This is a genomic window from Neobacillus drentensis (genome assembly GCF_036962765.1).
In the GTDB taxonomy this organism is placed as follows: Bacteria; Bacillota; Bacilli; order Bacillales; family Cytobacillaceae; genus Neobacillus; species Neobacillus drentensis_C.
Genome location: NZ_JBALOS010000159.1, coordinates 30,832 through 45,072 on the forward strand (window position 1 = coordinate 30,832; position 14,241 = coordinate 45,072).

Genomic DNA, 14,241 nt, shown 5'->3' on the forward strand with positions numbered 1-14,241 from the left:
ATTAATAATAGTTTCATTATACATAAAATCATTTCAATTGACTTAGAGAGGTGTGCTGGAATCGTGAAAGGAATTATACTAGCAGGGGGTACCGGAAGTAGGTTATATCCTATAACGAAGGGAATCTCCAAACAATTAGTGCCTATATATGATAAACCGATGGTATACTATCCGTTATCTGTCTTAATGCTTGCAGGCATTAAAGAAATTTTGATTATTTCAACCCCAAATGATTTGCCGCAGTTTGAACGGCTGCTCGGAGATGGAAGCCACTTAGGATTATCTATTTCCTATACCGTTCAAGAAAAACCAGGTGGACTAGCAGAAGCTTTCCTTGTGGGGGAAGAGTTTATCGGCCAAGACAAAGTGGCATTGGTACTTGGCGATAACATTTTCTATGGCCAAGGACTAAAGGAATCCTTACAAAGAGCTGTAAACTTAGAAGAAGGGGCCGTTATTTTTGGTTATTATGTAAGTAATCCTGAAGAATACGGGGTAGTTGAGTTTGATGATGAGGGCAATGTCTTAAGTCTTGAGGAAAAACCAGCAAATCCTAAATCAAATTACGCCGTACCAGGGCTTTATTTCTTTGATAATGATGTTGTTGAAATTGCCAAAACGATAAAGCCGTCACCAAGAGGTGAATTGGAGATTACAACGGTCAATGAGGTTTATTTAAAAAGAGGGAAACTTAAAACAGAAATGTTAGGCCGTGGTATGGCTTGGCTTGATACTGGAACACATAGCAGTCTGTTAAAAGCAAGCAACTATGTAGAAGCGGTCCAAAACCGGCAAGGTTTATATATTTCGTGCATAGAAGAAATTGCTTACCGACAAGGATATATTGACAAACAACAACTGTTGGAATTAGCAGAATCGTTAAGTAAAACGGATTATGGACAATATCTATTTCATATCGCAGAAACGTATCCTCCTAAAAGGAAATAGCTAGTAAAGGTGCTGAAAAAATGAAAACATATTTAGTTACAGGCGGGGCCGGGTTTATTGGCTCTAACTTTGTATTGTATATGCTAAAGAAGTATTCGGATATTAAGATTATCAATGTGGATTTATTAACTTATGCAGGAAATCTTGAGAATCTTAAAAGTGTGGAAAACAACGAGAATTATCAATTTGTCCAAGCAGATATTGGAGATGCGAAAGCCATTCAGGCGATTTTTGATCAATATGATATTGATTATGTTGTTAACTTTGCCGCAGAATCACATGTGGATAGGAGCATTGAAGATCCTGAAGTCTTTGTGAAAACAAATGTCTTAGGAACTTTAAACCTTTTAAATATTGCCAAAGATAAATGGTTAATCGGTGATGATGTATACAAGGAAGGGAAAAAATTTCTCCAGGTATCAACGGATGAAGTTTATGGCTCTCTTGGAGAAACCGGGTATTTCACGGAAAAAACGCCGCTGGATCCAAGCAGTCCATACTCTGCTAGTAAAACGTCAGCTGATCTATTAGTCAAAGCTTATTGGGAAACATATAAAATGCCTATTAACATTACAAGATGTTCCAACAATTACGGTCCTTATCATTTCCCTGAAAAGCTCATTCCCTTAATTATTCATAACTGTCTACATCACAAAGAAATTCCTGTTTATGGGAATGGTGAAAATGTAAGGGATTGGCTTTATGTGGAAGACCATTGTAAAGCTATTGATATGGTAGTGAAGAATGGCAGACTAGGGGAAGTTTACAATGTTGGTGGTCACAATGAACGAACAAATATTGAGATTGTCAAATTAATCATCGCCTATTTACAACAACATGCTGATCCTTCAATTACAGAGGATTTAATTACGTTTGTTAAGGATAGAAAAGGTCATGATCTTAGATATGCCATCGATCCAACGAAAATTACAGAGGAACTAGGATGGGAACCAGAAACCAAATTTGAGGACGGAATCGTTCGGACGATTAATTGGTATCTGGAAAATCAAGATTGGATGAATCACGTAACGAGCGGAGCGTACAAGGCATATTACAGTAAAATGTATGACCAAAAATGATAAGTAACTGCAAATTTACATCTTCCCTACTCATTCCTTAAGTAGGGATTAAGCCTTTTAGGGACGACCATTTCTGTAAGAATTTTAACCTCTTTCAGAAGAGTAAGGAGAAGAAAGATGAAGAAAATTATCAAAAAGATAGTTTCAAAACTAGCTCTCACCCATAAAGTAAAAAGTGTCTCCATTGAAGATGAGGCACTTGTGTTTGAATATGATAAGCTGTCCCCTTCATTCTTAAAACGGTATGTTTTGTTGAAGGATCGTAAATCAGGACGGAGAATTCAAGAACCTTTATCAGGAAAGCGAATTGATATTAAATTAGATGATTTAGCGGAATTGACTGAAGATGGGAATTTAGATGTTTTTTTAACATCTTATCTATTTTCAAGAAAAGTATTAAGAAGAACGGGCTTTTCCAGCCATTTGAAATTAACACAAGTGGTGGATGAAAAAAATAAGTCGAAAATAAAAATTACGAAAACGAAAAAGAAAAATATTTCGATCGCTACAAAAAGAATTCTGATTAACCCAACTATTAAGGAATTAAAAAATGAGGGGTTAAATTTATACATAGAAGGAACGATGGAAGATTTCTTTCATAACAAACCGGCATTTGCAGAAGTGATCATGCAAAGACGAGATGTGAAAAGAAGGCATTCCTTTAAATTAGACGTATCTAAGCAAGATCATGGGGATCTTTATCAATTTGCTGGGATCATTTATCCTGAAAAGCTAAAGCATGACCTTGTGAAAAACTCACGCTGGGACGTTATTTTACGAGTAACGGATGAAAAGAATAAAGTCCTTCATCAAGAACTAATTAACCTACAAAGTTATCGTGAATTTGAACGAGAAGAAGACCGCTATTTAGTGACGGTTGAAACAGATGAGGAACATGTAATCTCACTCTATGCGACCATGGGGGTTAATAGCTTAGCGCTATGGTATACGGACCAAGCCCAATTTGAAAAAACCTACGGTATTGCGAGAGGGAAAACTGTTTTTAACGAGGTAAGCCTAAGTGAACCATTGGATAAGCAAATGGTGGTTTTCGAGAGTTTCTTAGGGAAGAATTACTCAGGAAACCCGAAATATGTTTATGAACAAATGTTAAGAGATCCAAAATATAAAAACTATACCTTTGTTTGGTCCTATATGGGGGACAATCCAGAAGATATTCCAGGTAACCCAATTCTGGTGAACCGAGAAACGGAAGAATTTTATCGCTATTTAGCTAAGGCTAAATATTGGGTAAGTAATATCCTTTTTCCTGTGCATCGCAAAAGAGAAGGGAATATTTATTTGCAAACGTGGCACGGTACACCTTTGAAGAAACTTGGATGGGATATTGATATTGAAGGACCTGAAGTGTTGGCAAGGGAGAACTTTTATATTGAATCACGAAATTGGGATTATTTAATTTCAGCGAATCCCTATTCATCTGCTATTTTTAGAAGAGCCTTTAAGTTTGAAAAGGAAATGCTTGAGACAGGATATCCATTAAATGATATTTTTTACCGGAAAGATCTACCGGAAAAAGTGACCGAAATAAAAGAAAAACTTACGTTTCCAAAGGATAAGAAAGTTATATTGTATGCCCCAACCTGGAGAGATAATGAGATGGTTGGTTCGTGGGAGCATTCCTTTCAATTGAAATTTGATTTAGATGATTTCTATGAAAAGCTGCATTCTGATTATATCTTAGTGCTTCGTATGCATCATCTTATCTCCGATTCTTTGGAAATAGATGAAAAATACAAGGGTTTTGTTTATGATCTTTCAAAATACGATGATATTCAAGAGCTATATGTGACGGCAGATATATTGATTACGGATTACTCTTCTGTGTTCTTTGATTATGCAAATTCCAAGAAACCAATGCTGTTTTATGCCTATGATTATGAAATGTACAAGGAAAACATTCGCGGATTTTACCTCAATATGGAGGAAGATTTACCAGGGCCTGTTATTCAGAATGATGCTGATCTACTCGAAGCAATTGTCAATATTGATCAAGTTGCAGAAAATTATCAAGAAAAATATGAGGAGTTCTATCAGCGTTATTGCAGCCTAGAGGACGGCTTTGCTGCCAAAAGGGTTGTGGATAGGGTCTTTCAATAACAGAAGTAATTCATTGATTAATTATGGAGAAGGTTGTGAATAAATTTGCAAAAAAATGTATTGGTATTTCCTTGCGGTTCAGAAATTGGGCTTGAAATAAATAATGCACTGAAGTTTGTAAAGGGCTTAAAAATATATGGCGGCTCTAGTGTCGCTGACCATGGGAAGTACACATATAAGAATTATATAGAAGGAATACCAAATGTCGTAGATGAAGATTTCATTCCTTCATTAAATCGGATTGTTGAAGAAAATAACATCGATTATATTTTCCCTGCTCATGATAGTGTTGTACTTACTCTCGCTCAAAACAAAGAAAAGCTAAAGGCTGAGGTCATTACTTCTTCAAAGGAAGCTTGTGAAATTTGTCGATCTAAAAAGTTAACATATGAAACCTTTTCTGGGGAACCTTTCACCCCGCATATGTATCGGGATCAATCGGAAGTAAACGAGTTCCCAGTCTTTTTAAAGCCAGATGTTGGCCAAGGGTCAAAAGGGATTGCCTTAGCAAAAAATAGAGACGAACTTGCGTATCATTTAAGCAAGCCGAACGATCTTCTTATTTTGGAGTTTTTGCCAGGGAAAGAATATACCATTGATTGTTTTACTGACCGCCATGGTGAATTGAAATTTGCTGGGATGAGACAAAGAAGAAGAATCAAAAGTGGAATTAGTGTGAATTCAATGACCTTAAAAATGGAGCCTAAGGTGCGAGAAATCGCTGAAATCATCAACCAAAAAATACAGCCGCATGGAATGTGGTTTTTTCAGGTTAAAGAAGCAGTGGATGGCTCGTTTAAGCTCCTGGAAATTGCTCCAAGAATTGCTGGGACGATGAGTCTGTATCGAAATAAAGGAATTAACTTTTCTTTATTAAGTCTTTATGATCGAATGGGTTTTGATATTGATATTATTGAGAACGATTTTACGATTGAAGTGGACCGGGCTTTAATAAACCGCTTTTCCTTGGATATCTCTTATGATAAGGTGTACCTAGATTTTGATGATACCATTACCTTAAACAAGAAAATTAATCCCTATATCATGATGTTTATTTACCAATGTGTAACGAAAGAAATTGATATTGTATTAATTACAAAGCATATCCACGATATTAGGGAGACATTAAAGAGCCTGAAAATAGACCCTGCTCTCTTCTTAGAGATTATCCATATTAAACAGGACGATGATAAACACAAATATTTTACGATGGATAAATCTTCTATTTTTATTGATGATTCACATAGTGAGCGCAAGAAAATCCATGAGAAATTTGGGATTCCAGTATTCGATATTGATGCGATTGAAAGCCTAATTGACTGGAGAAATTAACTGATGAAAAATGAACTTGTCTTTCAAAAACGGATAAATGTGACACAGCCGAAGTTGCCGGATTATAAAATGTATACGGAACTGCTTAAAGAGATATGGGAGAAAAAGTGGTTAACCAATGATGGACCGTTACATGAACGATTTAGAGAACAGGTAAAAGAAATGTTAATGGTACCTAATGTGGAACTTTTCACAAATGGACACTTAGCATTAGAAATTGCACTAAAATCCTTAGATTTAACTGGAGAGGTAATTACAACGCCATTCACGTTTGCATCTACAACTCATGCTATTGCGAATGCCGGGTTAAAGCCTGTTTTTTGTGATATTGATCCAAAAACTTACAACATTGATGCAGAGAAAATTGAACAGCTCATTACACCAAATACATGTGCAATTGTGGCAGTGCATGTTTTTGGGACTCCTTGTGATGTTGTTAAAATAGAGGAAATAGCACAGAAACATAACCTAAAAATTATCTATGATGCGGCACATGCCTTTGGAGTTGAAATCAATGGAGCAGGCATTGGAAATTTTGGAGACATATCCATGTTTAGTCTTCATGCTACAAAGGTGTTCCATTCCATTGAAGGTGGTTTACTAACCTTTAAAGATGAAACGATCGCGCCAAGGTTAAAATCGCTTAAAAACTTTGGGATCACCTCCCCAGAAAGTGTTGATTATATCGGAACCAATGCTAAAATGAATGAATTTCAAGCGGCTATGGGTCTTTGTAACTTAGAGACGGTAAGACATGATATCCAATTACGTAAGAATGTATCTGAAGCATATGTTGAAGGTTTAAAGCATCTAACTTCCATTCAATTACTAAATCAGCGGTCAGATGTAAAAGCGAATTATTCTTATTTTCCTATCTTACTTGGCAGTCAAGATGTTAGGGATCGTCTTTTTGATGTATTACAAGAATATAATGTCTTCGCAAGAAAGTATTTTTATCCATTATGTAATGATTTTTCTTGCTATGATACATCAAGCAAAGACACGCCAGTTGCAAAAAAAATTAGTGACGGTATCTTATGCTTACCGATGTATGCTGACCTTGAAATCGCAGATGTTAAACAAATAACCGAAATAATTTCCTTAGAGTTAGGTGAGCAGCCTTGAGTCAGAACTATAAATTAAGTGTTGTTGTTTTAGTATACAACACAGAACCCTATATGAGAGAGTGCCTAGATTCGCTTGTAAATCAAACCCTTAAGGAACTTGAAATTATCATGGTCAATGATGAAAGTCCAGATAATAGCGTGGCCATTATTGAGGAATATCAAAAAAAATATCCAAATCTTAAGTTGATTAATCAAAAGAATAGCGGCGGGGCAGTGGCCGGAAATACCGGTTTACAGGCTGCAAGCGGTGAATACGTCACGGTCATGGACTCTGATGATGTTGTTCCTTTGGATGCCTATGAGAAGTTATATAAGAAGGCAAAAGAAACGGAAGCGGATATTGTCATTGGCAGGGCACACATTATTTTGGATGGTGTAATAAAGGAAGTCCATTATAAAAAGGAACGCGATGTATGGAAAGAGGAACGGGAAGTAACCAACCTGCTAGAGTTTCCGGATATTTTTTATGATGGCTTTTATTGGAATAAGATTTACAAAAGAGATTTTCTATTTAAGTATGATTGTTTCATGCCACCAGGTATGCTTTATGCGGATCGTCCAATGGTTCATAAGGCGTTTCTATTTGCGAATAAAATTGAAATTATTCCCGATGTCGTCTATTTATGGAGAAAAAGAGGCGAAACGGGCGCTAAGTCGATTACACAATTAAAAGGTGATATCAATAATTTCAAAGACCGCATGGAATCACTATATTACCAAATTAATTATTTCAATGAGTTTGGAAATGAACCTTTAAAAACTGAATTCCTTAAAAGAAATTTTGACCGTCTTTTTTTCCCGATAAAGTCGATTGTAATTGATGAAGAATTTAAAGAGGTTTATTTACAAGAGATAAAAGACTTTTTATCAAAGATTCCCAACGTATTTGAAAATGATATCGGTATTGTTAAAAATCTTTATATTTATATGATTTTAAACGATATGACTAATGAATTAGTGGAGTTCCTCCAAATCAGCCTTAAGGGACCTATATTTGAAGAAGACGGGAATTATTATTGGGCATTGCCTTATTTCCGTGACCCAGAAGTCAATATTCCTGATGAACTGTTCAAAGTAAAGGAAATTCAAAGTCAATTTATTAGTATGGATAGTATAGGAATTGATGAACAATTTATCCGGATTAAAAACATCAGTGTCCCAGAAGTCTTTACGATAGAACAAGTAAAAATTGAAGTGGTTTCTAGAATAGATCCACAGGATATATCGATTTATCCTGCGAAACTGGATAAAAAGGGCAAACTCACAGTTAAGGTACCTGTAGCCGAATTCCCTGCCAATAATATCTATGATTTTTATGTTGTATTTTATTCTAAAAATCGAGAAGAACGATTTAGAATCACCAAGAAAATGTTCACGAATCAAACCAAAAAATTAGAGGATGTTGATACAAGTATTAAAAGGACTTTATTCTTTGCAAAAGGAAGACTTTCTTATCTTGTCGTTGACATCAAGTTAGAAAACATTCAACTCGATAAAGATAGAATAAAGATTAGTGTAGATGAAACGGAGATTGGTGAAGTAGAAAATGTAACATTTTTCCTCAAAGATCGAGTTACCAAGTCTAAAATTTATCTCCACAAGCGTGAGAATGGTAACTTTGATCTTCCTTGGAAACAATTTATGGAACCCAATCATACCTTTGATTTTTTCATGGTGGTATTCCAAAAGGGAGTTCGCCTCCATATGAATCAAGTTCCCAATTTCCAAGGCCAAACTATCGATCCCAATGGGCTCTATCGAGAACTTTATAAGACAGACCAAGCTAATATTTCACTAAGATCAACTTCTTCGTTAAGAAGAACCTTAAGGAAACTTATCGGGAAATCATAAAAACATCAACTAAACCATCAAACATGCTTTGATGGTTTGTTGCGTTGTAAATCATTACACCTCTGAACAAGTGTAGATAGAAAATATAGGCCACTCAAAATAAAAGCAAATTGATGACAAGGAAATCTTGTCTATCAATTTGCTTTTTTTGTTTTTGTCTATGTTAAACCTCATTGGTAATTTGGCGACTGTTCCGTACATATATCGCTTCAAAGTTGGTAAGAATAACTAATAAAAAATATAAGAAAGTGAATTGGTAAGGGAGCTGTAAATTTTCATGAATAAAAAGGTTTTAAAAAGAAGGATAAAATTTATTATTGGACCACTCTATAATTATGTAAGAAAAGCACACCATCGCAGAAATTTCCAATACAGAAGGTATTATGAAAAATGTAATGTGACCGACCATACGGTTTTATATGAGAGTAGGGACGGGAAAAGTTTAACTGATAGTCCATATGCCATTTTTAAACACCTCTTACACCACCCCGAATATAAGCATTTCAAACATATTTGGTCAATCAATCATGCAGATGAACTAGAAAGCGTGATTGCAGAGTATAAGGACTTGAAAAATGTGATATTTGTCAAACGTAATTCCAAGGAATATCTTAAGTGGTTAGCAACTAGTAAGTACCTAATTAATAATTCTACCTTTCAGTCTTTTTTTATTCCCAAAAAAGAGCAAATCTATATTAATACATGGCATGGCACGCCGCTAAAAAGGATGGGATTTGATATCCCTGGCAATCCAGCACATTCCCAGAATGTGGTTAGGAATTTCCTGAGTGCGGATTATCTATTAAGTCCGAATGACCATACAACCAAAATGTTTCTTGATAGTTATAAACTGAAGGGTCTTTATAATGGAGAAATTATTCAAGAGGGCTATCCAAGAATTGATCTTACCTATCATACTAATTCAGATAGGTTCCAGACCTTTTTAACTCAATTGGGGCTTAAGATTGATTGTAATAAACAGACGATTCTTTATGCCCCAACCTGGAAGGGGAACAATATTTCAAAAGCGAAAAATGATATGTTCCAAATCATTAGTGAAATGAATTATTTAAGGAAAAAGGTTGGAAACGAGTATAACCTTTTGATTAAAGTGCATCCCTTTCTATATGATCAAGCACGAAAATTTAGTGAAATAAACGATATCCTAATACCGGATTTTGTCGATACGAATGAGTTGTTACGTATCGTGGACCTCTTAATCACCGATTACTCGAGCATCTTTTTTGATTATCTCGTGACAAATAAACCTATTTTATTTTATATATGGGATTATGACGATTATCGCGAAGAAAGAGGCATGTATTTATCCGAAGACGAATTACCAGGACCGACGCTGTTTACAATTGAAGAAGTAGCTGCGGCAGTTCAAGATATCACGAAAATAAGGGAACACTTTCGTCCCGCCTACCAGGCCGCCAAAAATAAATTCACAAAACATGAGGATGGAAATGTCACCTCTAGAATTGTCCAATACATATTTAATCAGGACGAGACACAGGTCAATGTCATTAACCAATTAGACCGGGATAAAAAGAAAATTCTTATTTATCCTGGCGGTTTGTTGAACAATGGCATTACATCATCCTTTATCAATCTGGTTGATAACATCGATTATAGTAAGTTTGATGTTAGTATTTTCATGAAATCGCCCAAGTCGAAAGAAGCCTTAAATAATATCGCTAAGGTGAATAAGAATGCTAGGTTTCTGTTTCGAAATGGATTGGAAGTACATAGTCTTTTGGAAGTGTATCGGGATAAATTTGTTCATAATCGAGGGGCGCATAGTAAAGTGACAAAGAAACTTTACCCGGATAAAGCCTACAAGCGTGAATACAATCGATTATCGGGGCGGGCACAATTTGATTATGCCATCGATTTTAGTGGCTATAGTCTGTATTGGGCCAAATATTTGCTTGCATCCGATGCCAAGAAAAAAATTTGTTATATGCATAATGACATCCGTACAGATAGTGAAAAGGTCATCAACGGGCGCAGGCCCCATCGAATTAATTTACGAGGGCTCTTTTCCGTCTATGATAATTTTGACAAACTTGTCAGCGTGTCTCCTGCTACCATGGAATTAAACAAACGCAACCTAGTGGAATTCGCCGAGGAACATAAATTTGATTTCGTCATGAACTCAATTAATCCTGAAAAGATATTAAGATTGGGGAATGAAGAGTCTTCAGAGAGTATAACGAAAACGTTAATCGATGAGGCTCTGGATGAAGCCCAAATTATTAGTAATATGGTCTTTAAAGCACGGGCAACAATCGCTGATCCTAAAAACGAGGGGATCTGGAACAGACCACCTGTCTTAAACGGCGCAACCCAAATAGCACCCGCAGTTAACTATCTAAATCAGGAAGTCGCTATTTTACGAGAGGTCCAAACCAAAACCACTAATTACTATAAATTTACTATCGATGACCGGATTATTGGCTGGCTTGACCAATCCTGTTTTGAGCTGCTCTCGGATAGCGTTTTATTTCAAAAACCAGTAAAGAAATTAGCCATCATTACTAATGGAAATGGGCAAGACATTTGGAGTATGCCGTATAATCTGGAAGGAACCGAGAAAGTTGCCTCCGGTAAGGAATATAAAGGTCGATTGGTCGATGTGGATGCAGAAGCAAGAACACAGCAAGGAATTTATAGCCGCATATCTTTTAGAGGAACATTGATTGGCTGGATTCATTCTTCAGTGTTGTCAATTGTACGTGATTATGATGGAAAGAAACACCTCCATGCAAAGCTTAATACATCTATGTATAAAATGGTTAATTCGAAGAGGTACAAAATAGTTGTTCCAAATAACACAGAAGAAACTCTTGTAACGGTTGAAGAAACAATCATACCCCAACCCATTGCAGAAAATTATAATTTTATTACTATGGGACGTTTATCACCAGAAAAAGGTCAGGATAACTTAATTAAGGCTTTTAGTCAATTTCACCAGAATTATCCAAATTCGAAACTATATATTTTAGGTGAAGGTCCATTAAGGAAAGATTTGGAGAATTTAATTGCAGAATTAAAGGGTGAGGATTCCATTTTTCTTACGGGCCAGCTTGAGAATCCATTTACACTGATGAAAAAATGTGATTGTTTTGTTCTTTCCTCCCATTATGAGGGGCAGCCAATGGTGTTATTAGAAGCGATGACACATGGAATGAAGATCATTGCCACTGATATCGTTGCAAATCGAAATGTATTGGAAGATGGAAGGTATGGCTTATTAGTTGAAAATAGCATTGAAGGGCTTGAAATAGGTCTCACTCAACTGGCGAGAAATGAGTTGGACAATAAACTTGATGAATTTATTCCAGAAGAATACAATAAAAGGGCAATGGCATCATTTTATCAAGTATTAGAGTGAACTTAAATATGTGGTAATTAGAATAAAAGTATAAGGAGATCAGAAAATGAGTAAAGTGAGAAAGGCGATTATCCCTGCTGCGGGGCTGGGTACAAGGTTTTTACCTGCCACAAAAGCAATGCCTAAGGAAATGCTTCCTATCGTTGATAAACCAACCATTCAATATATTGTCGAAGAAGCAATTGAGTCTGGAATTGAGGATATTATCATCGTAACAGGTAAGGGTAAAAGAGCAATTGAAGATCATTTCGATAATGCCTTTGAGCTTGAAGACAATTTAGCCCGCAAGGAAAAGTTCGAACTTTTAGAACAAGTGCGTAAACCAGGGAAGGTTGATATTCATTACATAAGACAAAAGGAACCTAAAGGTTTAGGGCATGCAATCTGGTGTGCAAGAAAGTTCATTGGGAATGAACCGTTTGCCGTGTTATTAGGGGATGATATTGTCCAAGCAAAAGTTCCCTCGCTTAAACAATTAATGAACATCTATGATCAAGTTGGTGCTTCTGTCATTGGTGTTCAGCCAGTCCCAAGAGAAGAAACGAATCGTTACGGAATTATTGATCCAAGTAAGCAAGATGGACGCATATATGAAGTGAGAAACTTTGTTGAAAAGCCGCCTGTTGAGTCAGCGCCATCGAATCTTGCCATTCTCGGCAGATATATTTTAACACCGGAGATCTTTGAACTCCTTGAAAATCAAGAAACAGGTTCAGGCGGCGAGATTCAACTGACGGATGCCATTCAACGCTTGAATAGTATCCAAGATGTGTTTGCTTATGATTTTGAAGGCATCCGTTATGATGTTGGCGAGAAATTTGGGTTCATTAAAACAACGATCGAAATGGCGTTAAGCAGAGAAGAACTAAGGGAGCAATTGCTTGAGTATTTAGTGAAGCTGGTTGATCAAGAAGTGAGAATTAATAAATAGGTTTTTGAGTAAACACAAGGCTGCTGATTATTTGATGCAGCCCTTTTAATGTTTCTTTTAATAAGTTAGGAGTGCGGTTTTATTGCTATCATCGGTGAAAAAGTTAGTAATATTAGGATATAAATGCTTGTTTCAATTGGTTTCACTTTTTCCACCTCAGAAAAATTTAATAATGTTTGAGAGCTTTCTTGGCAAGCAATATAGTTGTAATCCTCGAGCTATTTACGAATACCTGCAAAGGAGTCATCCTGAGTATGAACTTGTTTGGAGTGTCGATCCTCGATTTGAAAAAGGATTTATTGATAAAGGAATCCCGTATGCGCGGAGATTTTCGGTAAAATGGCTATTCTTAATGGCGCGGGCAAGGTTTTGGGTCACCAATAGCCGGATGCCGCTCTGGATTCCGAAACCAAAGCAGACAATTTACTTGCAAACATGGCATGGGACCCCCTTGAAGAAGCTTGCTCACGATATGAAAGAAGTGCTAATGGCTGGAACGACGACGGAGCAGTATAAGCAAGAATTTTATCTTGAGTCGCGGAATTGGGATTATTTAATTTCACCCAATAACTATTCAACCGATATATTTAGACGTGCCTTTAAATTTGAAAAAGAAATGATTGAATCGGGTTATCCAAGAAATGATATTTTTTATAGAGATGACCGCGAGGATCGAGCCAAGGAATTTAAACAGATACACCGGCTGCCAAAAGATAAAAAAGTAATCCTCTATGCGCCAACATGGCGAGATAACCAATTTCATCAAGAGGGAAAATATAAACTTGATTTGCAGTTGGATTTGGCTAAACTGAAAGAAGTATTAGGCGATGAATATATTATCATTCTTCGAATGCACTATTTAGTCGCTGAAAACTTTAACTTGGAGGCGTATAAAGGCTTTGCTTGGGATTTTTCCAAGCATGAGGACATCCAAGAACTTTACCTTATTAGTGATGTACTCATCACGGACTATTCTTCGGTATTTTTTGATTATGCCAACCTAAAACGACCGATGATTTTCTTTACCTACGATCTTGCAGAATACAAAGATGATATCAGGGGATTTTATTTTAATTTTGAAGATCATGCACCAGGGCCTCTCGTCGAAACAACAGAAGAAGTGATTGCCGCGATAAAAGGGTTAATGGATGCAAAGGTTCCGGATAAACGCATGAATGAATTTTATCAACGGTTTTGTTACTTAGAAGATGGACATGCAGCAGAAAGAGTGGTCAACGAAGTCATTTTAAAGAATGGTTAATATGTTTAATGATATATGCAGGAGAGGAAACACCCAAGGTCTAAATTTGGGTGTTTTTGTCATTTTGTAAACCAAAGGGGATGGCTTTTCAGTAATTTTCCGACAAAAATCCCGAAGAATATCTTTTTAGTATGAGAAAATTTTCCTATTTTTCTATTTGTAAAGAAGTATTTATTGGAATCTATTTAAAA

8 protein-coding genes and 1 pseudogene are annotated in these 14,241 nt (G+C 36.2%); all 9 read left to right on the forward strand.

What is annotated here, in order from left to right; all coding sequences use genetic code 11:
- The first annotated feature begins 63 nt into the window (after window positions 1–63).
- Complete coding sequence (gene rfbA, locus V7137_RS19580; RefSeq protein ID WP_335699633.1) at window positions 64–948, forward strand: glucose-1-phosphate thymidylyltransferase RfbA; 885 nt, start codon at window positions 64–66, stop codon at window positions 946–948.
- Between the two features lie 20 nt (window positions 949–968).
- Window positions 969–2,027, forward strand: coding sequence for a dTDP-glucose 4,6-dehydratase (rfbB, locus tag V7137_RS19585; RefSeq protein ID WP_335699626.1), 1,059 nt, complete (start codon window positions 969–971; stop codon window positions 2,025–2,027).
- 117 nt (window positions 2,028–2,144) lie between these two features.
- The gene (locus tag V7137_RS19590) at window positions 2,145–4,148 is read left to right on the forward strand and encodes a CDP-glycerol glycerophosphotransferase family protein (protein WP_335699627.1); all 2,004 of its coding nucleotides are present in this window, start codon (window positions 2,145–2,147) and stop codon (window positions 4,146–4,148) included.
- Between the two features lie 45 nt (window positions 4,149–4,193).
- A complete protein-coding gene (locus tag V7137_RS19595) occupies window positions 4,194–5,480 on the forward strand; it encodes an ATP-grasp domain-containing protein (RefSeq protein WP_335699628.1) in 1,287 nt (428 codons plus the stop codon).
- A 3-nt stretch (window positions 5,481–5,483) separates the two neighbouring features.
- A complete protein-coding gene (locus V7137_RS19600) occupies window positions 5,484–6,605 on the forward strand; it encodes a DegT/DnrJ/EryC1/StrS family aminotransferase (RefSeq protein WP_335699629.1) in 1,122 nt (373 codons plus the stop codon).
- Window positions 6,602–8,458 carry a glycosyltransferase gene (locus V7137_RS19605; protein ID WP_335699630.1) on the forward strand — a complete coding sequence of 619 codons (1,857 nt, stop codon included), beginning with the start codon at window positions 6,602–6,604 and terminating at the stop codon, window positions 8,456–8,458. The genes V7137_RS19600 and V7137_RS19605 overlap by 4 nt, the downstream gene beginning before the upstream one ends.
- A gap of 277 nt (window positions 8,459–8,735) precedes the next feature.
- Entirely contained in the window at window positions 8,736–11,858 is a 3,123-nt protein-coding gene (locus tag V7137_RS19610) for a CDP-glycerol glycerophosphotransferase family protein (RefSeq protein ID WP_335699631.1), read from the forward strand.
- A 46-nt stretch (window positions 11,859–11,904) separates the two neighbouring features.
- The gene (galU, locus tag V7137_RS19615; RefSeq protein WP_335699632.1) at window positions 11,905–12,789 is read left to right on the forward strand and encodes a UTP--glucose-1-phosphate uridylyltransferase GalU; all 885 of its coding nucleotides are present in this window, start codon (window positions 11,905–11,907) and stop codon (window positions 12,787–12,789) included.
- A 100-nt stretch (window positions 12,790–12,889) separates the two neighbouring features.
- A pseudogene (locus V7137_RS19620) lies at window positions 12,890–14,050 on the forward strand (CDP-glycerol glycerophosphotransferase family protein); the annotation flags it as partial.
- Window positions 14,051–14,241: the final 191 nt, after the last annotated feature.

Coding starts and splice junctions, on each gene's coding strand:
- V7137_RS19600 (WP_335699629.1), top strand. CDS start 5,484: ATGAAAAATGAACTTGTCTTTCAAAAACGGATAAATGTGACACAGCCG.
- galU (WP_335699632.1), top strand. CDS start 11,905: ATGAGTAAAGTGAGAAAGGCGATTATCCCTGCTGCGGGGCTGGGTACA.
- rfbB (WP_335699626.1), top strand. CDS start 969: ATGAAAACATATTTAGTTACAGGCGGGGCCGGGTTTATTGGCTCTAAC.
- V7137_RS19610 (WP_335699631.1), top strand. CDS start 8,736: ATGAATAAAAAGGTTTTAAAAAGAAGGATAAAATTTATTATTGGACCA.
- V7137_RS19590 (WP_335699627.1), top strand. CDS start 2,145: ATGAAGAAAATTATCAAAAAGATAGTTTCAAAACTAGCTCTCACCCAT.